The following is an 18,317-nucleotide window of genomic DNA, read 5'->3' as shown; positions in this document are numbered from 1 at the left end:
TCGGGGCCGATGCGTGAGGTCACCTCACGCCTTGGCGTTGGCGGCATCGACGGCACGCCGCGTCAGCACCCCGATGAGGTGCGCGCGGTATTCGGCGCTGCCGTGGATATCGCTGTTGAGACCTTCCGCCGGCACCGCGATGCCTTCCAGCGCCTTCGAGGCGAAGCGCTTCTTCAGGGCCTCCTCGAATGCGGTGACGCGGAACACGCCTTCAGAGCCGGCGCCGGTGACGGCAACGCGCACGTCCGAAGGACGCCGCGCCACGAACACGCCGACCAGCGCATAACGAGAGGCCTGGTTGCGGAACTTGATGTAGGCCGCCTTTTTCGGCAGCGGAAACATCACCTTGGTGATGATCTCATCGGCTTCGAGCGCCGTGGTGAACAGGCCCTGGAAGAACTCTTCGGCCTTCAGGCGGCGCTTGTTGGTGACGATGGTGGCGCCCAGCGCCAGCACCGCGGCCGGGTAGTCGGCGGTCGGATCGTTGTTGGCAAGCGAGCCGCCGATCGTGCCCTTGTGACGCACGGCGGGATCGCCGATCTGGCTGGCGAGATCCGCCAGCGCCGGGATCGCCTCACCGACGATGGCGGAGGTCGCGACCTCGGCATGCCTGGCGGTGGCACCGATCACCAGCGAGCGGCCCTTCATCTCGATCGCGTTGAGCCCCTCGATATGGGAGAGGTCAACCAGATGCGGCGGGCTTGCGAGGCGCTGCTTCATGACGGGAATCAGCGTGTGGCCGCCGGCGATCACCTTGGCGTCTTCGTTCTTCACCAGGAGGTTGGCCGCCTGGCGAACCGTCCCAGGGCGATGATATTTGAATTCGTACATCTGGATGTCCTGATCGCGGGATGCGCGTTACGCGAGGTCGGATTTCGCCATCGCCTTTGCGCCGGCGGAAATCGAGGCGACGATGTTCTGGTAGCCCGTGCAGCGGCAGAGATTGCCTTCGAGCTCCTCGCGAATCGTGTGGTCGTCGAGTTCGTGGCCCTTGCGATGCACGATGTCGATCGCGGTCATGATCATGCCCGGCGTGCAGAAGCCGCACTGCAGGCCATGGTGTTCGCGAAAGGCCTCCTGCATCGGATGCAGCGGCGCGCCGTCGGCCGCCAGCCCCTCGATCGTCTTGACCTCGTGGCCATCGGCCATCACCGCAAGCGTGGTGCAGGACTTCACGGCCTTGCCGTCGAGATGCACGACGCAGGCGCCGCACTGCGAGGTGTCGCAGCCGACATGGGTACCTGTCAGCCGCAGATTCTCGCGCAGAAATTGCACCAGAAGCGTGCGCGGATCGACATTGGCCGTCACAGGATTGCCGTTCACGATGAGGGAGATTTTTGCCATAAGCACTCTCTATCAGCGCCCCGACGGGTCCCGTCGAAGCGGTTCTTATAATTATTCCAACCCATCATATGGGCCAATATGCCCGGGGGCAACATCGCCCGGAACGCAAGGCGCCATGCCGAAAGCGATAGGTGTCAGCTTTGTACCGCCTTGGCGAAGTTCGCGAAAAATTCGTCGGCCAGTTTCTTGGCGGCGCCGTTGATCAGGCGCTGGCCGAGCTGCGCCAACTTGCCGCCGATCTGCGCCTCGACGTCGTACGACAGCAGCGTGCCGCCGTCCTTCTCCGCGAGCTTGACCACCGCGCCGCCCTTGGCGAATCCGGCCACCCCGCCCTCGCCCTCACCGGAGATCTTGTAACCGTTCGGCGGGTCGAGATCGGACAACGTGACCTTGCCCTTGAAGCGCGCCGACACCGGGCCGACCTTCATTTTAGCCGTTGCGCGGAAGCCGCCATCGTCGGTCTTCTCCAGCTCTTCGCAGCCGGGGATGCAGGCCTTGAGCACCTCGGGGTCGTTGAGCTTGGCCCACACGGCCTCGCGCGGCGCCGCAAGCTGGACTTCGCCGTTCATCGTCATGGCCATGAGGTGCCTCCCGGATCGGACAACTATAGTGCTGATCAAGTAACGCAGCGGCGCGGCAAAGGAAAGGGCGGGGCCGGGTCACGTGCAATGCATATTCGCAACTGCAAAAAAACGTGTGGGGCCGGTAGGGGATTGGCACAGCCGGGCCATGATGATTAGGTCGCGCGCAACATGAGCACATCCCTCTCCCCCCTGCTCGCGCCGATGCTGTCGAGCGCCGCCATGCGCGCGGTCTGCGACGACCGGTCTACCCTGCAGAACATGCTCGATTTCGAGGCAGCCCTGGCACGCGCCGAGGCCGCCACGGCTGTGATTCCGGCATCCGCCATCGGCCCGATCGAGGCCGCGTGCAAGGCCGATTCCTTCGACATCGCCGCACTGGCCGAGGCCGCGACGCGATCGGGAAATCTCGCGATTCCCCTGGTCAAGACGCTGACCGCCAATGTCGGCAAGACCGACGCGGAGGCCGCGCGCTACGTGCATTGGGGCGCGACCAGCCAGGACGTCATCGATACCGCGACGATGCTGACGCTTCGTGCCGCCATCGATGCATTGGATGTCGACCTCAGCCGCGCCATCAAGGGCTTTGCCGCACTGGCGCGCAGCCATCGCAACACCGCGATGGTGGCGCGGACCTGGCTCCAGCATGCGCTGCCGATGCCGTTCGGGCTGAAGGCGGCTGAATATGCCGCGAGCCTTGCCCGCGCCCGCTGCCGCCTGCGCCGGCTCTCCCGCGAGGGCCTCGCGCTGCAATTCGGCGGCGCCGCCGGCACCCTCGCCGCGCTCGGCGACAAGGGGATCGCGGTTGCCGAACGGCTGGCGCAGGAGCTCGGTCTGCCGCTGCCGGAGGCGCCCTGGCACTCCCATCGCGACCGCATCGCCGAGGCTGCATCCTGCCTCGCAATTCTCACCGGCAGCTGCGGCAAGATCGCGCGCGACGTCTCGCTGATGATGCAGACCGACGTCGCCGAAGCGTTCGAGCCCGCCGGCGAAGGCCGCGGCGGCTCCTCGACCATGCCGCACAAGCGCAACCCGGTCGCCGCTGCGACCGCGCTGGGCGCCGCCACCATGGCCCCGCAGCTCGCCGCCACGATCTTGGCCGCGCAGGTGCAGGACCACGAGCGCAGCGCCGGCCCCTGGCATGCGGAATGGCCGACGCTGCCGCAACTGATGCTGGTCACCTCCGGCGCGCTTGCTGCCGTCGTCGACATCGCCGAGGGACTCGAGGTCGATGCGGTGCGCATGCGCAGCAATCTCGATGCGACACAGGGGCTGATCATGGCCGAAGCGGTCACCTTCGCGCTGGCCGAAAAGATCGGCAAGAGCGATGCGCATCATCTGATCGAGGCCGCGAGCAAGCGCGCGGTCGCCGAGAGGAAGCATCTGCGCGAGGTGCTGTCGGCCGATTCGCAGGTCAATGCGCACCTTTCTCCGGAAAAAATTGCGGCATTGTTCGAGCCGATGGCCTATCAAGGAGCCTCCCAAGCCCTGATCGACCGGCTGCTCGACAGCCTCGACCGCGAATAAGAACCGCAAATACGACGGAGACGCCGCATGCCCATGATCGATGCCGACGGATGTCTGCTCAACGTCTCCGTCGAGGGCCGCGACGGCGGGCCGACGCTGATGTTGTCCAACTCGCTGGGCTGCACGCTGCAGATGTGGGAGCCGCAGATGAAGGCGCTGACGCAGGTGTTTCGCGTCATCCGCTACGACCGCCGCGGCCACGGCAAGTCCAACGTCCCGCCCGGCCCCTACACGATGGAGCGTTTCGGCCGCGACGTGCTGGCGATCCTCGACGATCTCAACATCGAGAAGGTGCATTGGTGCGGCCTGTCGATGGGCGGCATGGTCGGGCAGTGGCTGGGCGCCAACGCGCCTGAAAGGTTCGGCAAGCTCATCCTTGCCAATACGTCCTGCTACTATCCCGATCCTACAAACTGGCATAACCGCATCAAGGCGGTGAAGGAGGGCGGCATCACCGCCGTCGCCGATGCCGTGATCGCGGGCTGGCTGACCCAGGATTTCCGTGAACGCGAGCCGGAGATCACCGCGAAGATGAAATCGATGCTGCTCGCCTCGCCGGTCGAGGGTTATCTTGCCTGCTGCGAGGCGCTGTCGACGCTCGACCAGCGTGCGCTGCTGCCCAGGATCAAGAGCCCGACGCTGGTGATTGCCGGCCGCCACGACGTGGCGACGCCGATCTCGGCGGCCGAGTTGATCCGCTCGAACATTCCGGGCGCGAGCATGACCATCATCGACGCCGCGCACATTTCCAACGTCGAGCAGCCGCACGCATTCACCGATGCGGTGGTGGGCTTTTTGACGCAGCGTTAACCGCAACCGTCATTGCGAGGAGCGTAGCGACGAAGCAATCCAGACTCTCTCCTCGGACACATTTCTGAATTGCTTCGCTGCGCTCGCATGACGAAGGAGGAAACATCATGGACGACCAGAAGCGCCGCGACGCCGGCATGAACGTGCGCCGGAAAGTGCTCGGCAATGCCTGGGTCGACAAGTCGATCGCGAACCGCAACGCGTTCAACACCGACTTCCAGGACATGATCACGCGCTATGCCTGGGGCGAGATCTGGACGCGGCCGCATTTCGACGAGCGCACGCGGCGCGTGCTGGTGATCGGCACCATGGTCGCGCTCGGGCAATGGGACGAATTCCGCCTGCACGTGCGCGCTGCGCTCGCCGAGGGTGGCTTCACGCCTGACGACATCAAGGAAATCCTGCTTCAGCAGGCGATCTATTGCGGCGTGCCGGCGGTGAACCACGCCGTCAAGGAAGCCTCAGCGATTGTGCAGGAGCTCGGCCTGCTCAAGACCTAGCGGCTCAAGGCCTAGCGGCTCAAGGCTTGGCGTCGCGGCGATCTCCGACGTCTTCGGCGCTGCCGCCGGCTTCTCGATCACCACCACGATCGCGGCACCGAGCAAGAGCAGGAGCTCGGTGGCATGCAGCCGCAGCGCGGCCATCTCGCCGACCTTCGAGGCCATCACCATGCTGGCAAACGAGATCAGGCTGCCGATCGCCAGCGCGATGCCGAGCGCCTCGTCGCAGCCGCCGTTCTTGCGGATTCGGGGAATGCACAGCAGCACGAGGAAGATCGCAAAGAACGCCACGACCGTCAGCCGGCCCAGCGCAAGCAGCCAGGCGGCGCGCACCGTGTCCATCCCCGCCATCTGGAGATGGTCGCTCAGGAACAGCGCGACCGCAACGCTCGGGCGCTCGTAGAGGCCGTGCACCGGGGCGACAATGATGTTGAAGGCAACCATCGCCCAGGCCGGAATGAAATAGGCCGCCAGCAGCGCGCCGTTGACCGAACCGATCCGCCAATTCCCGAACATGCCGCTTCCCGCCTGTTTGCCGGCCTTCGACGAAAAGGCCGCGGCTTCGCCGAGCTAACTCGCATCAGACCGTGGCGGCAATTTAAACTCTCTGTTTACCTTAACTGCCCTGGGGACGGGGAACTGTCCCAGGGACCTGGGCGGCAAAAGGAAAGCCCCGCCTCTCGGCAGGGCCTCCTCACTCCTGGGCTCCCAAACTCGCTATTCCTGATCGCGCTGGCCGCCCTGTTGCTGGCCTGGACGCTCGCCTTGGCGCATCGGATCGTTCTGCTGCTGCTGTCCGGGTTTCTGGCCGCCGCCCTGCTGCCCGGGCTGTTGACCGGGGCGCTGCTGGCCGGGGTTCTGACTCTGCTGGCCCGGATTCTGGTTCTGCTGCTTCGTCATTTCGGGAAACTCCCTTGTTGGACGTCAGAGCCGAGACAACGGCGGGCATCCACTTTGGTTGCCTGAGGGAACCCGGTTCCTCGCAGTTGAGGAACCGGAAAAGACGACAGTCGTAACGAAATGACCATTGTACAAGCCCGTCTGCCGCGGCTTCGCTAGTTGCAGCCGCCAGTTCCCTCCTGTTACAAAACCTGAAGAATGCTCAAGGGCTGCCGGGGCCCGAGAAGAAACTCAAGACTCTCTCTCGAATAGCTCCCTTTGAGCGGCGTCAGGTTTGGTAACGGCAGCCCATGGATTATTTCGCCCAGCAGCTCATCAACGGTCTCGTCCTGGGCTCGATCTACGGCCTGATCGCGATCGGCTACACGATGGTCTACGGCATCGTCGGCATGATCAACTTCGCCCATGGCGACGTCTTCATGATCGGCGGCTTCATCGCACTCATCACCTTCGTGATCCTGATCTCGCTCGGGCTGACCGCCATCCCCGTGATCCTGCTCGTCGTGCTGCTGGTCTCGATGGCGATCACCGCGCTCTATGGCTGGACCATCGAGCGCATCGCCTACCGGCCGCTGCGCCATTCCTTCCGTCTCGCCCCGATGCTGTCGGCGATCGGCATGTCCTTCGTGCTCACCAACTATTCGCAGGTGGCGCAAGGCGCGCGCGTCAAGCCGATCCCGCCCTTCATCACCGGCGGCTACACGCTGCACGAGAGCGCGGACGGCTTCGTGATCCAGCTCTCCAACATCCAGATCATGGTGGTCGTCACGACCATCGTGCTGCTGGCGATCTTCACCTGGCTGGTCTCCCGCACCCGGCTCGGGCGCGACATGCGCGCCTGCGAGCAGGACCAGACCATGGCGGCCCTGCTCGGCGTCAACGTCGACCGCACCATCTCCATGACCTTCGTGATCGGCGCCGCGCTCGCTGCGGTGGCCGGCCTGATGTACCTGCTCTATTACGGCCTCGTCGACTTCTTCATGGGCTTCGTCGCCGGCATCAAGGCGTTCACCGCTGCCGTGCTCGGCGGCATCGGCTCATTGCCCGGCGCCATGCTCGGAGGGCTTGCGATCGGCCTGATCGAGACGTTCTGGTCGGCCTATTTCTCGGTCGAATACAAGGACGTCGCGGCGTTCTCGATCCTGATCGTCGTGCTGATCTTCATGCCGACCGGCCTGCTCGGTCGTCCCGAAGTCGAAAAAGTCTGACGGTCACGCGTGGCAGCTCCCTCGACCATGACGGCAAAACCCGCAACAGGCCTCACCTCCCTCCTGAAGACGGCCTTCATCAACGCGCTGATCGCGCTGGTGCTGTTCTCGTTGATGGTCGGTATCCGCACCGAGGCGGGCTCCGACGGCCAGCTCACCTACTGGACGCGCTTCGGCGAACTCGCCTCCCTCGTCGGGGCGGTGTTCGGCGGCTCGATCGTGATCGAGCTGCTGCGGCAATGGATCGGCCCGACCGGCGCCGAGAAGTTGGTGCCGCCGGCGGTGCAGAGCGGCATGTCCTTCATCGGCCGCTACCTCGCGCCGGCACTTCTGGTCTTTACGGTGCTGGTGCCCGTCATCTTCTATGACCAGCGTTACATCCTCGACCTCGCGATCCTCGTGCTCACCTATGTGATGCTGGGCTGGGGGTTGAACGTCGTGGTCGGGCTCGCCGGCCTGCTCGATCTCGGCTACGTCGCCTTCTATGCGGTCGGCGCCTATTCCTACGGACTGCTCGCCACCAATTTCGGCTGGTCGTTCTGGATCTGCCTGCCGCTCGCCGGCATCCTCGCCGCGTTCTGGGGCGTGCTGCTCGGCTTCCCCGTGCTCCGCCTGCGCGGCGACTACCTCGCCATCGTGACGCTCGCCTTCGGCGAGATCATCCGCCTCGTCATCATCAACTGGCAGGAGCTGACCGGCGGTCCGAACGGCGTCTCCGGCATTCCGCGCCCCTCTTTCTTCGGCATCCCGCTCGACAACAGCGACGAAGGGCTCGCCGCAAGGCTCGGCATCGAGTACTCGCCGACCCACCGCATCGTCTTCCTGTTCTACCTGATCCTGGCGCTGGCGCTCCTCACTAACTGGGTGACGATCCGGCTGCGCCGCCTGCCGATCGGGCGGGCCTGGGAGGCCTTGCGCGAGGACGAAGTCGCCTGCCGTGCGCTCGGCATCAACACCACGACCACCAAGCTCACGGCGTTCGCGACCGGCGCCATGTTCGGCGGCTTCGCTGGCGCGTTCTTCGCCACCCGCCAGGGCTTTATCAGCCCGGAATCCTTCACCTTCCAGGAATCGGCGCTGGTGCTCGCCATCGTCGTTCTCGGCGGCATGGGCTCGCAGCTCGGCGTGGCGCTTGCCGCGCTCGCCATGATCGGCGGCTTCGAGCTGTTCCGCGGCCTCGAGACCTACCGCATGCTCGTGTTCGGCATGTCGATGGTGCTGATCATGATCTGGCGGCCGCGCGGTCTGATCGGCCATCGCGCACCCACCGTGTATCTGACCAAGGCGGAGGCGATCTCGTCCGACCTCGTCAAGGAAGGGCACGGATGAGCGCCGACCAGATTCTGAGCGTCGACCGGCTCGTCATGCGCTTCGGCGGCATCGTTGCCGTGCAGGACCTGTCATTTTCGGCGGAGCGGAAGAAGATCACCGCGCTGATCGGGCCGAACGGCGCCGGCAAGACCACGGTCTTCAACTGCATCACCGGGTTCTACAAGCCGAGCGGCGGCACCATTCGCCTCACCCACGACGACGGCAGGGTGATGGCGCTGGAGCGGCTGAACGATTTCCGCATCGCCAAGCAGGCCAAGGTCGCGCGTACCTTCCAGAACATCCGCCTGTTTCCCGGCATGACCGCGCTGGAGAACCTGATGGTGGCGCAGCACAACGCGCTGATGCGCGCCTCCGGCTACACCCTTCTCGGTCTCCTCGGCGTTCCCACCTACCGTGACGCCGAAAAGCGTGCGATCGATCTGGCCACCGACTGGCTGAAGCGGGTCAATTTGCTCGACCGCGCCGACGACGCCGCCGGCAATTTCGCCTATGGCGACCAGCGCCGGCTGGAAATCGCCCGCGCAATGTGCACCGAGCCCGCCCTGTTGTGCCTGGACGAACCCGCGGCCGGCCTCAATGCGCGCGAGAGCGCGGCCCTGAGCGAGCTCCTGCTCTCGATCCGGGACGAACTCGGCACCTCGATCCTGCTGATCGAGCACGACATGTCGGTGGTGATGGAAATCTCCGACCACATCGTGGTGATGGACCATGGCGTGAAGATCGCGGAAGGCACGCCGCGCGAGGTCCGCGACGATCCGAAGGTGATCGCCGCCTATCTCGGCGCCGACGAGGACGAGGCCGTGGCCGTGATGGAGAACGGGACGTGACATCGGCGCCCACTCCCCTGCTCGCGATCCACGGTCTTCGCGCCGCCTACGGCAAGATCGAGGCGCTGAAGGGCGTCGACATCGAGATCAATGCCGGCGAGATCGTCGCGCTGATCGGCGCCAACGGCGCCGGCAAGTCGACACTGATGATGACGATCTTCGGCAAGCCGCGTGCCCGCGCCGGCCAGATCCTCTATGAAGGCCGCGACATCACCGACGTTCCCACCCACGAGATCGCGCATTTGCGCATCGCGCAATCGCCGGAGGGCCGCCGCATCTTCCCGCGCATGAGCGTTGCGGAAAATCTTCAGATGGGGGCGGACTCGACCGAATGCACCGACGCCGAGCGCGAGGCGACGCTGCAACGCGTGTTCGCGCTGTTTCCGCGGCTGAAGGAACGCTATGCCCAGCGCGGTGGAACCCTGTCCGGCGGCGAGCAGCAGATGCTGGCCATCGGCCGCGCGCTGATGAGCCGCCCCCGCCTGCTCCTGCTCGACGAGCCCTCGCTCGGCCTCGCACCGCTGATCGCACGCCAGATCTTCGATGCGATCCGCACCCTGAACCGGCAGGACGGTCTGACCGTCCTGATCGTCGAGCAGAACGCCAACCATGCGCTCAAGCTCGCCCATCGCGGTTACGTCATGGTCAATGGCCTGATCACTTTGGCCGGGACCGGCACCGAATTGCTGCAGCGCCCGGAGATTCGCGCCGCCTATCTGGAAGGCGGCCGCCACGGCTGACCGAGCCAAGACCGACAAGTGCGGCCGAATGTGGCGAGATATCTCCGCAAATGCCCGTATTTTGCCGGTGACTTCTCCTCGAATTCATTCAAGAATGGCGCCGGTTTGAACCGGGCATGCCCGGCAACTTCCACAGGCGACCACCCGCGAGGTATCTCATGAAATCACTGAAGCTCATCGGTCTGGCATTCGGCGCATCGCTCGCGCTGTCGGGCGCGGCATTCGCGCAGGATGTCACCGTCGCAGTCGCAGGCCCGATGACCGGCGGCGAGTCCGCCTTCGGCCGCCAGATGAAGAACGGCGCCGAGATGGCCGTGGCCGATATCAATGCCGCCGGCGGCGTCAACGGCAAGAAACTCGCGCTCTCCGTCGAAGACGACGCTTGCGATCCGAAACAGGCGCGCTCGATCGCCGAGAAGATCGCCGGCGCGAAAATCCCGTTCGTGGCCGGGCACTATTGCTCGTCGTCGTCGATCCCGGCTTCGGAAGCCTATGCCGACGGCAACGTGCTCCAGATCACGCCGGCCTCGACCAACCCGCTGTTCACCGAGCGCAAGCTCTGGAACGTGGCTCGCGTCTGCGGCCGCGACGATCAGCAGGGCCTGATCGCCGCGCAGTACATCGCCAAGAACTACAAGGGCAAGAACATCGCGATTCTCAACGACAAGACCACTTACGGCAAAGGTCTTGCCGACGAGACCAAGAAGGCGCTGAACAAGGCCGGCGTCACCGAGAAGATGTACGAGTCGTACAACAAGGGCGACAAGGACTTCAACGCAATCGTCTCCCGCCTGAAGCGCGACAACATCGACCTCGTCTATGTCGGCGGCTATCATCAGGAAAGCGGCCTGATCCTGCGCCAGATGCGGGACCAGGGCCTCAAGACCGTGCTGATGGCCGGCGACGCGCTCGCCGACAAGGAGTACGCCTCCATCACCGGCCCCGCCGGCGAAGGCACGCTGTTCACCTTCGGCCCCGACCCGCGCAACAAGCCGACCGCCAAGAAGATCGTCGAGGCATTCAAGGCCAAGAACATCGACCCCGAGGGCTACACCCTCTACACCTACGCAGCGATGCAGGTGTGGTCGCAGGCGGCCAAGAAGGCCGGCACCACCGACGCCAAGAAGGTCATGGCGGCGATGAAGGCCGGCAAGTGGGACACCGTGATCGGCCCGGTCGAATATGACGCCAAGGGCGACATCAAGCAGATCGACTACGTCGTCTACAAGTGGGACGCCAAGGGCGGCTACGCCGAGATCAGCGGCAACGGCACCTGAGCGCGCTTGCCGGGCCTTTGGGCCGCCATCCAATCATCATCGCGCCCCGGCCTGGCCCGGGGCGTTTCTTCTTGCGGCAGGATCAGACGGCTGCGGCCAGCTTGCCGCCGGCCGCGGCCTGGGCCTTCCGCAAGGCCTGCAGCAGGTCGTTCGGCCGAAACGGCTTTTGCAGGCAGACCACGTTGGCGAGGTGGGGCGATTGGTCCACGAAATCGAGCGCCGTCATCCCGGAGACCGCAATGATGGGGAGCGTCGGTGCACGCTCGCGCAGGGTCGCGATGACGTCGGCGCCGCTGGTGTCGCCGAGAAAAATGTCGACGATCGCCGCGTCAAAGGGGCTTTCCGCGAAGGCCTTCAGCCCCGCCGCGCCGCTTTCGGCCTCCACGACCTCGAAATGATTGACCCGAAGCACGATCGCGACCATCGCACGGACGTCCTTCTGGTCGTCGATGATGAGAACGCGGGGCATGGGGGAACAACTCCCGATATCGAGATCCGAATCGCCAGGTTCGAACCTGGAACCCGCCGCGGCGGAGCGGCATTGTGGCATCGCCCCAGTAAAGGGCACCTTACCCAGGCCCCATTCCGTGTTCCCACCGAGATTAAGAAAGCTGTAACCTTCGGTTGAGTCGTGGCCGGTCTTGTTCACGATCCGCGCCCAGAACCGCTACCATGAACGGACTGCCGGCCGAATGAGACTTGCGGAGATGCTCAGACCCGACCAGCCCAAGACCAACCCGCGAGAGGTGGATGTGCCTGCGACGGTCGACCGGAGCACATTTCTCTCGACCCTGCCGGCCACTTCGGCCGACCGCGCCGCAGCGTCGACGATCGTCGGCGTGTCCTCGCTCCTGTTCGCAGCGGCCGTGCCCTTCGCGGGTACCCCGCTCCTGCCGGTGCCGGCCTTCGTCGCGAGTTATCAATCGGCGCTCGCCGTGAGCGACATCGTCACGGCGGTGCTGCTGCTGTCGCAGTTTGCGATCTTGCGGACCCGCGCGCTGCTGTGGCTCGCGACCGGCTATCTCTTCACCGCTGCGGCGGCGCTGGTTCATGCCCTCACCTTCCCCGGACTGTTCGCACCCGCCGGGCTCTTCGGCGCGGGCCGGCAGACCACGGTCTGGCTCTACATGATCTGGCACGCCGTCTTTCCGCTGTGCGTGATGGGTTATGCCTGGCTGAAAGAAAAGGACGGTGGCCCCCGGATCCGCGGCGCGGCAAGCCGGGCGATTTACGCCAGCGTGCTCGGCGTCATCGCCGCGGTGGCGGTGTTCGCCTGGATCGTGACCGCGCAGCACGATCTGCTGCCGGTCCTGTTGCGCGACGGCCGGTACACGCCAACCATGATCGGAGTCGTGTCCTTCGTGTGGTCGCTGAGCTTTGCCGCACTGGTCTCGCTCTGGTTCCGCAAGCCGCATACGGTGATCGACGTCTGGCTCATGGTGGTCATGTGCGCCTGGCTGTTCGACATCGCGCTGTCGGCGATCGTCAACGTCGCACGCTTCGATCTCGGCTTCTATGCCGGACGGCTCTACGGTCTCGCTGCGGCGACCTTCGTGCTCGCAGTGCTTCTCATCGAGAATGTCCGCCTCCAGGCACATACGGTGGGCCTCGTCGGCAGGCTGCGGCAGCAATCGGCCTCGGAACGCGACTATTACGGCAAGCGGCTCGCGCTGTACGGCGCGGTCGTCGAGTCGTCCAACGATGCCATCATCACGAAATCGCTCGATGGCATCATCACCGGCTGGAACAAGGCCGCCGAACATCTTTTCGGCTATTCCGCTGCCGAGGCCATCGGCAAGCCGATCGACATCATCGTGCCGCCGGATCTCAAGGGCGAGGTCAGGAGCATCCTCAACCGGATCGCCGGCAATGAGTCGATCGCCCAGCACGAGACGATCCGGATCCGGAAGGACGGAAGCCCGCTCGACGTCGTCCTCAACGTTACGCCGCTGCGGACCGATGAGGGAGAGATCATCGGCGCCTCCAAGATCGCCCACGACATTACCGAAGAGAAGCAGGCGAGAGAGAAGCTGCGCCGGGAGACCGAAGAACGCCAGCGCATCTTCGAGACGTCGCAGGACCTGATCCTGGTCACCGACGGCTATGGCAATTTCGTCCAGGTCAGCCCGAGCGTGAAGAACATTCTCGGCTACGACCCCGAGGACATGGTCGGGCACAGCGCGACCGAGTTCATCCATCCCGACGATCTCGAGAATACGCGGAACGAGATGCGCGCAGCCCGTCGCGGTGCGGTCAAGCGCAGCTTCGAGGCGCGCTACTACCATTACGACGGTCACGAGGTCACGCTGAACTGGATGGGCACCTGGTCCGAGCCGGTGAAGCGCCATTACTTCATCGGCCGCGACCTCACCGACAAGCAGGCCGCCGAAGCCCAGCTCAGGCAGATCCAGAAGATGGACTCGATCGGGCAATTGACCGGCGGCGTCGCCCACGACTTCAACAACGTGCTGACCGTCATCACCGGCACGATCGGCATTCTCGGCGACGCGGTCGCCGACCGGCCCGAGCTTGCCGCCATCACCAAGCTGATCGACGATGCCGCCGAGCGCGGCGCGCAGCTGACCAGGCATCTGCTCGCCTTCGCCCGCAAGCAGCCGCTCCAGCCACGCGAGATCGACGTCAATGCGCTGGCGCTCGAAGCCGCCAAGCTGCTGCATCCGACGCTCGGCGAGCAGATCACCATCATGCCGCAGCTCACCGAGGATGCCTGGCCGACGCTGGTCGACCCCGGCCAGCTGTCCACCGCGATCCTCAATCTCGCGCTGAATGCGCGCGACGCCATGCCCGATGGCGGCACCCTGGTGCTGGAGACCCGCAACATCTTCCTCGACGACGGCTACGCCAGCATGAACCCCGACGTCACTGCCGGCAATTATGTGATGATCGCGGTCAGCGACACCGGCAGCGGGATCCCGGCGGAGCTGATCGACCGGGTGTTCGATCCCTTCTTCACCACCAAGGAGGTCGGCAAGGGCACCGGGCTGGGCTTGAGCATGGTGTTCGGCTTCGTCAAGCAGTCGGGCGGCCACATCAAGATCTACAGCGAGGAAGGCCACGGCACGAGCGTGAAGATCTACCTGCCGCGCTCGAGCGGGGTGCAGGATGCCGAGTTCGAGGCGCTCCAGAACGCGCCCATCGCCGGGGGCGACGAGAAGGTCCTGATCGTCGAGGACGATGCGCTGGTGCGGCAGTATGTCGTGACGCAGGTCAAGAGCCTCGGCTATACCGCGCTCGAGGCTGCCAGCGGCACCGAGGCCCTCAACATCATCGACAGCGACGAGACCATCGACCTGCTCTTCACCGACATCATCATGCCCGGCAACATGAACGGACGCCAGCTTGCCGACGAAGCGGCGCGGCGCCGCCCGGACCTGAAGACGTTGTTCACCTCGGGCTACACCGAAAATGCCATCGTCCATCATGGCCGGCTCGATTCCGGCGTGCTGCTGCTGGCCAAGCCCTACCGCAAGTCCGAGCTCGCCAAGATGCTCAGGACCGCGCTCGCCGGTTGAGCCTGCGGCATCGCTGCGCTATCGCAGACCGCGAAATGCTCTCAACGACGAGGCCGTCTTGAAAAACCTTCTCACCGATATCGCCGGCGTCCGGGTCGGCCATGCCGAGAATACGGAAGTGGCCTCCGGCACGACCGCCATCATTTTCGACCAGCCGGCCGTCGCGGCGATCGACGTCCGCGGCGGCGGACCAGGTACGCGCGAGGCCTCGCTGCTCGACGTCGCCAATACCGTCGAGCGGATCGATGCGATCGCGCTCTCCGGCGGCTCCGCCTTCGGTCTCGATGCCGGCGGCGGCGTGCAGGCCTGGCTCGCCGAACAGGGCCGCGGCTTCAGGGTCCGGGAGGCCGTGGTCCCCCTCGTTCCGGGCGCGATCGTGTTCGACCTGCTCAACGGCGGCAACAAGGCCTGGGGCCGCTTCTCGCCCTATCGCGATCTCGGCTATGCCGCCGCTGCCTCCGCCGGCACCGACTTCGCGCTCGGCAGCGTCGGTGCGGGCCTGGGTGCGACCACCGCCACCTTCAAGGGCGGGATCGGCTCGGCGTCGGCCGTCACGACGAACGGCGTCAAGGTCGCCGCGATCATGGTGGTGAACGCGGTCGGCAGCGTCACCGTCGGCAACGGGCCCTGGTTCTGGGCCGCGCCGTTCGAGGAAAACGGCGAGTTCGGCGGACGGGGCCTGCCGCCTGCGTTCACGCCCGACATGCTGGCGATGCGCATCAAGGGCGGGCCGGCCGCGCGTGAGCGCGAGAACACCACGATCGGCCTCGTCGTCACCGACGCGATCCTGAGCAAGGCGCAGGCCAAGCGGCTCGCGATGATCGCACAGACCGGATTTGCCCGCGCGATCTATCCGGTGCACGCTCCGCTCGACGGCGACGTGCTGTTTGCCGCGGCCACCTGCGAGAAGCCGATCGAGCCGCTGGTGGAGCTCACCGAGCTCGGCATGGTCGCCGCCAACGTGGTCGCCCGCGCGATCGCAAGCGGCGTGTACAGCGCGACCGCGCTGCCGTTTCCCGGTGCGCTGCCGGCGTGGAAAGACAGGTTCGGCTAGGCGAGAAACGAAACGGCGGACACGGCGTTGTCCCGGTGGACCGAGGTGTTCCGCCATGCCGTCGTCCGTGATCCGCTTCGTTCGATATGCGCCAGGCACGCGCGAGCAGAAGGTGACTTTCGTCAGCGGAAGGATCTACCTCTACGAGGACGTTCCGCCCGAGGCCGCCGCTGCATTCAGTCAAGCGCGCTCAAAAGGGACGTTCTTCAATCGCGAGATCCGCGACCGTTATGCCTATCGTGACAGCGCGCTTACACGCTCATCGACATTGATGAAGCCGACCCCGCCGAAGCTTGTGCCTGACGCTGCATCATCTGCCCGAACCAGTCATAAGGCGAATTGCCGCCGCCGTTGGCATTCGAACTGCTGGAGGCACCCGGCACCGTGGTCGACATCTTGAAGCCGTCGGCATAGGTGACGGTGGTGGTGGTCGAGCCGTCGGCATTGGTCGTCGTGGTCGACGTCGAGCCGCCGCCGGATTGCGACGAGGAGTCCGAACCATCGCCCGAGCCGCCGGCACCCTCTGCATGATGGCCGTGGCCGCCCCGCAGCGCCTTCGTCATCTCTCCGAGATTGATGTCGCCATCCGCATTCGCGTCCATCTTCGAGAATACCTCGTCGGCCTTGGCCAGATTGGTGCCGCCCGCGCCGAGGGCGTCCTCGAACTCGGACTTGGTGATCTTGCCGTCACCGTCCCCATCGATCTGCGAGAACAGGTCCTTCAGCGCATCCTCGGGACTCTTCGATGCCGAAGACGCCGACCCGGTCGAGGATGAGCTGGTCGCGCCGCTCGTGTCCGTCGACTGGCCCTGTGCCGCGAACAGCGCGTTCATCGTCTCCGGCGAGATCTGCGGATATCTGCCCGAGTTGACCGACGAGGCCGCGCCGCTGGTCGTGCTGCTGCCGCTGTCGATCGCGAACGGATTGGTCGCGCCTTGCGTCGATCCCGTCTTCTGCGTCGATGAGGACGATTTCGAGTTCGTCAGCGACTGGATCGCGCCGAGCGCACTCGATACCGCACCAAGGGCGAACAACATTGCACAACTCCAACCGATGCGGCATGCCGCGGCCAATGTTCCGGACTGACGTCAGCAAGCGTCGTGCCATCGTGAAAAGCTCAATGAAATCCGCCTCCGCCGCGCTCGGCACCGCCGGGGAGCACCGGCAATTCGTGCCGGCCGCGGCAGAAATTTCCGCCCACAGGAAGCGCGGCTTCCCTGCATTGCCCGCCACGGAGGCCCATGTTAGGCGAGGCCATCTTTCACGGCCGCCACGGGAAAACGCGCCATGACCCAAGCCTTCGCCCCCCGCCCCCTAGCCATCGCGCCCTCGATCCTGGCCTCGGACTTCTCCAAGCTCGGCGAGGAGGTGCGCGCGGTGGATGCCGCCGGCGCCGACTGGATCCATCTCGACGTGATGGACGGGCACTTCGTTCCGAACATCTCCTACGGTCCCGACGTCATCAAGGCGATGCGTCCGCACACCAAGAAGATCTTCGACGCGCATCTGATGATCTCGCCCTGCGATCCCTATCTCGAGGCCTTCGCGAAAGCCGGCTGCGACCACATCACCGTGCATGCGGAGGCCGGTCCGCACCTGCACCGCTCGCTGCAGGCGATCCGCGCGCTCGGCAAGAAGGCCGGCGTCTCGCTCAATCCGGCGACGCCGATCAGCGCGCTCGAATACGTCCTCGACCTCGTCGACCTCGTACTGGTGATGTCGGTCAATCCCGGCTTCGGCGGCCAGGCTTTCATCCCCTCGGCGATCGGCAAGATCCGCGATATCCGCGCGATGACGGCGGGCCGTCCGATCGACATCGAGGTCGACGGCGGCGTCGGCCCCGACGTTGCCGGCGCGCTCGCGGCGGCCGGCGCCAACGCCTTCGTCGCCGGCACCTCCGTGTTCAGGGGCGGCACGCAGGACGCCTACAAGGCCAACATCGCCGCGATCCGCAACGCCGCGCTGGGAGCCCGCGGCGAGGCCATCTGACCTCCATTCGAGCGCCGAACCGGCCCTATGGCCGCTGCGACCAACGGGAATGGATGAGATCCGTGCCACTCCCTTCCTGGCAGGCTTGCGGCGCCTGCTCGCCGAGACCTTGCAGGACGGCGAGCAGGTGGTCTGGCAGGGCCAGCCCGACGGCGTTGCCCGGATGATCATGTGGCGATTGCTGTGGTGGATCGGATTCCCCTGGCTGTTGCTGACCGCCGTCGCCGCCGTGAACGATTGGATCGACCAAGCGGCCCAACCTCTCATGATGGTTGGCGTTGCGATGGTTGCGGCTCCGCTGGTGATGCTGCTGCACGACCTGCAGACGCTCTATGTGATCACCGATCGCCGCGCGCTGATCCTGCGAACGGCCTGGGGCAGACGGACCGTCAGCCAGACGCCGTTCCGGGCAATGGACGCTGCGTTCGAAGTCCTCGACATCGGCGGCGGCGCCGGCCACCTCAACTTCGCGTCAGGGCGATCGACCCGTTCGCCCGATACCGACTACACCGGCCGCTGCGGGTTTCGCTGTGTTCGAAACGCTCCGCGCATCCGGGATGTCCTCGAGGGCGCACGCGCCGGAAAAGTGCGGCGGTCGCCCGCGCAATAAACGGGAGCGCCTCCAGGCGCTGCAGTGGGCAATTGCTGAAAATTGCAACCTCGTTCCGTACTCCTCCGGACTTCCCTGATTCGCG

The 18,317-nt window shown here is 65.4% G+C and carries 19 protein-coding genes and 1 pseudogene; 13 read left to right on the top strand and 7 right to left on the bottom strand.

What is annotated here, in order from left to right; translation table 11 throughout:
• Positions 1-24: 24 nt before the first annotated feature.
• From AC1RQP_RS27135 to AC1RQP_RS27125, 3 genes are all read right to left on the bottom strand, one after another.
• Complete coding sequence (locus tag AC1RQP_RS27135; protein ID WP_239624908.1) at positions 25-831, bottom strand: FAD binding domain-containing protein; 807 nt, start codon at positions 829-831, stop codon at positions 25-27.
• Between the two features lie 27 nt (positions 832-858).
• Positions 859-1,344, bottom strand: a complete 486-nt coding sequence (locus AC1RQP_RS27130; RefSeq protein ID WP_014494194.1) for a (2Fe-2S)-binding protein — start codon at positions 1,342-1,344, stop codon at positions 859-861.
• A 134-nt stretch (positions 1,345-1,478) separates the two neighbouring features.
• Positions 1,479-1,925, bottom strand: a complete 447-nt coding sequence (locus AC1RQP_RS27125; protein ID WP_200455919.1) for an SRPBCC family protein — start codon at positions 1,923-1,925, stop codon at positions 1,479-1,481.
• Between the two features lie 171 nt (positions 1,926-2,096).
• On the opposite strand from AC1RQP_RS27125, the gene AC1RQP_RS27120 reads away from it, so the two are divergent.
• From AC1RQP_RS27120 to AC1RQP_RS27110, 3 genes are all read left to right on the top strand, one after another.
• A complete protein-coding gene (locus AC1RQP_RS27120; RefSeq protein WP_492939485.1) occupies positions 2,097-3,452 on the top strand; it encodes a 3-carboxy-cis,cis-muconate cycloisomerase in 1,356 nt (451 codons plus the stop codon).
• Between the two features lie 27 nt (positions 3,453-3,479).
• A complete protein-coding gene (pcaD, locus tag AC1RQP_RS27115; protein WP_492939483.1) occupies positions 3,480-4,262 on the top strand; it encodes a 3-oxoadipate enol-lactonase in 783 nt (260 codons plus the stop codon).
• 107 nt (positions 4,263-4,369) lie between these two features.
• Positions 4,370-4,762, top strand: a complete 393-nt coding sequence (locus AC1RQP_RS27110) for a carboxymuconolactone decarboxylase family protein (RefSeq protein WP_212288797.1) — start codon at positions 4,370-4,372, stop codon at positions 4,760-4,762.
• Here AC1RQP_RS27110 and AC1RQP_RS27105 read toward each other — a convergent pair.
• Both AC1RQP_RS27105 and AC1RQP_RS27100 read right to left on the bottom strand, forming a co-directional pair.
• Positions 4,724-5,278 (bottom strand): hypothetical protein, encoded by a 555-nt coding sequence (locus tag AC1RQP_RS27105; protein WP_492939481.1) that lies wholly within the window; start codon positions 5,276-5,278, stop codon positions 4,724-4,726. The two genes, AC1RQP_RS27110 and AC1RQP_RS27105, sit on opposite strands and share 39 nt — an antisense overlap.
• Before the next feature lie 201 nt (positions 5,279-5,479).
• Positions 5,480-5,662 carry a hypothetical protein gene (locus AC1RQP_RS27100; RefSeq protein ID WP_492939479.1) on the bottom strand — a complete coding sequence of 61 codons (183 nt, stop codon included), beginning with the start codon at positions 5,660-5,662 and terminating at the stop codon, positions 5,480-5,482.
• Between the two features lie 290 nt (positions 5,663-5,952).
• On the opposite strand from AC1RQP_RS27100, the gene AC1RQP_RS27095 reads away from it, so the two are divergent.
• The 5 genes from AC1RQP_RS27095 (at position 5,953) to AC1RQP_RS27075 (ending at position 11,046) form a co-directional block, all read left to right on the top strand.
• Positions 5,953-6,870 (top strand): ABC transporter permease subunit, encoded by a 918-nt coding sequence (locus tag AC1RQP_RS27095; RefSeq protein ID WP_028179275.1) that lies wholly within the window; start codon positions 5,953-5,955, stop codon positions 6,868-6,870.
• Positions 6,871-6,897: 27 nt separating this feature from the next.
• Positions 6,898-8,199: a high-affinity branched-chain amino acid ABC transporter permease LivM gene (gene livM / locus AC1RQP_RS27090; protein ID WP_239624917.1), complete on the top strand. Its 1,302-nt coding sequence runs from the start codon at positions 6,898-6,900 to the stop codon at positions 8,197-8,199.
• On the top strand, positions 8,196-9,029 hold the full coding sequence (locus AC1RQP_RS27085; protein ID WP_061882922.1) for an ABC transporter ATP-binding protein: 834 nt from the start codon (positions 8,196-8,198) through the stop codon (positions 9,027-9,029). Before livM ends, AC1RQP_RS27085 begins: the two co-directional genes overlap by 4 nt.
• A complete protein-coding gene (locus AC1RQP_RS27080; RefSeq protein ID WP_492939476.1) occupies positions 9,026-9,769 on the top strand; it encodes an ABC transporter ATP-binding protein in 744 nt (247 codons plus the stop codon). The genes AC1RQP_RS27085 and AC1RQP_RS27080 overlap by 4 nt, the downstream gene beginning before the upstream one ends.
• A 158-nt stretch (positions 9,770-9,927) precedes the next feature.
• Positions 9,928-11,046, top strand: coding sequence for a branched-chain amino acid ABC transporter substrate-binding protein (locus AC1RQP_RS27075; protein WP_061882924.1), 1,119 nt, complete (start codon positions 9,928-9,930; stop codon positions 11,044-11,046).
• An 82-nt stretch (positions 11,047-11,128) separates the two neighbouring features.
• On the opposite strand, the gene AC1RQP_RS27070 is transcribed toward AC1RQP_RS27075, so the two are convergent.
• Entirely contained in the window at positions 11,129-11,515 is a 387-nt protein-coding gene (locus tag AC1RQP_RS27070) for a response regulator (RefSeq protein WP_239629313.1), read from the bottom strand.
• A 238-nt stretch (positions 11,516-11,753) separates the two neighbouring features.
• On the opposite strand from AC1RQP_RS27070, the gene AC1RQP_RS27065 reads away from it, so the two are divergent.
• From AC1RQP_RS27065 to AC1RQP_RS27055, 3 genes and pseudogenes are all read left to right on the top strand, one after another.
• The gene (locus tag AC1RQP_RS27065) at positions 11,754-14,579 is read left to right on the top strand and encodes a PAS domain S-box protein (RefSeq protein WP_239624920.1); all 2,826 of its coding nucleotides are present in this window, start codon (positions 11,754-11,756) and stop codon (positions 14,577-14,579) included.
• 58 nt (positions 14,580-14,637) lie between these two features.
• Positions 14,638-15,633 (top strand): P1 family peptidase, encoded by a 996-nt coding sequence (locus AC1RQP_RS27060; RefSeq protein ID WP_492939474.1) that lies wholly within the window; start codon positions 14,638-14,640, stop codon positions 15,631-15,633.
• Positions 15,634-15,688: 55 nt separating this feature from the next.
• Positions 15,689-15,853: pseudogene (locus AC1RQP_RS27055) on the top strand (KTSC domain-containing protein); the annotation flags it as partial.
• A 31-nt stretch (positions 15,854-15,884) separates the two neighbouring features.
• Here the strand turns inward: AC1RQP_RS27055 and AC1RQP_RS27050 are convergent.
• Positions 15,885-16,670, bottom strand: a complete 786-nt coding sequence (locus AC1RQP_RS27050) for an EF-hand domain-containing protein (RefSeq protein WP_492939472.1) — start codon at positions 16,668-16,670, stop codon at positions 15,885-15,887.
• A gap of 250 nt (positions 16,671-16,920) precedes the next feature.
• On the opposite strand from AC1RQP_RS27050, the gene rpe reads away from it, so the two are divergent.
• Together rpe and AC1RQP_RS27040 are read left to right on the top strand one after the other, a co-directional pair.
• Entirely contained in the window at positions 16,921-17,622 is a 702-nt protein-coding gene (rpe, locus tag AC1RQP_RS27045; RefSeq protein ID WP_028180407.1) for a ribulose-phosphate 3-epimerase, read from the top strand.
• 49 nt (positions 17,623-17,671) lie between these two features.
• Positions 17,672-18,232 (top strand): hypothetical protein, encoded by a 561-nt coding sequence (locus AC1RQP_RS27040; protein ID WP_492939469.1) that lies wholly within the window; start codon positions 17,672-17,674, stop codon positions 18,230-18,232.
• Positions 18,233-18,317 lie beyond the last annotated feature (85 nt).

Source organism: Bradyrhizobium sp. GW821-FHT13H06, from assembly GCF_058803975.1.
The sequence above is the reverse complement of the archived record's forward strand: the minus strand, read 5'-3'. Positions and strand labels throughout refer to the sequence as shown.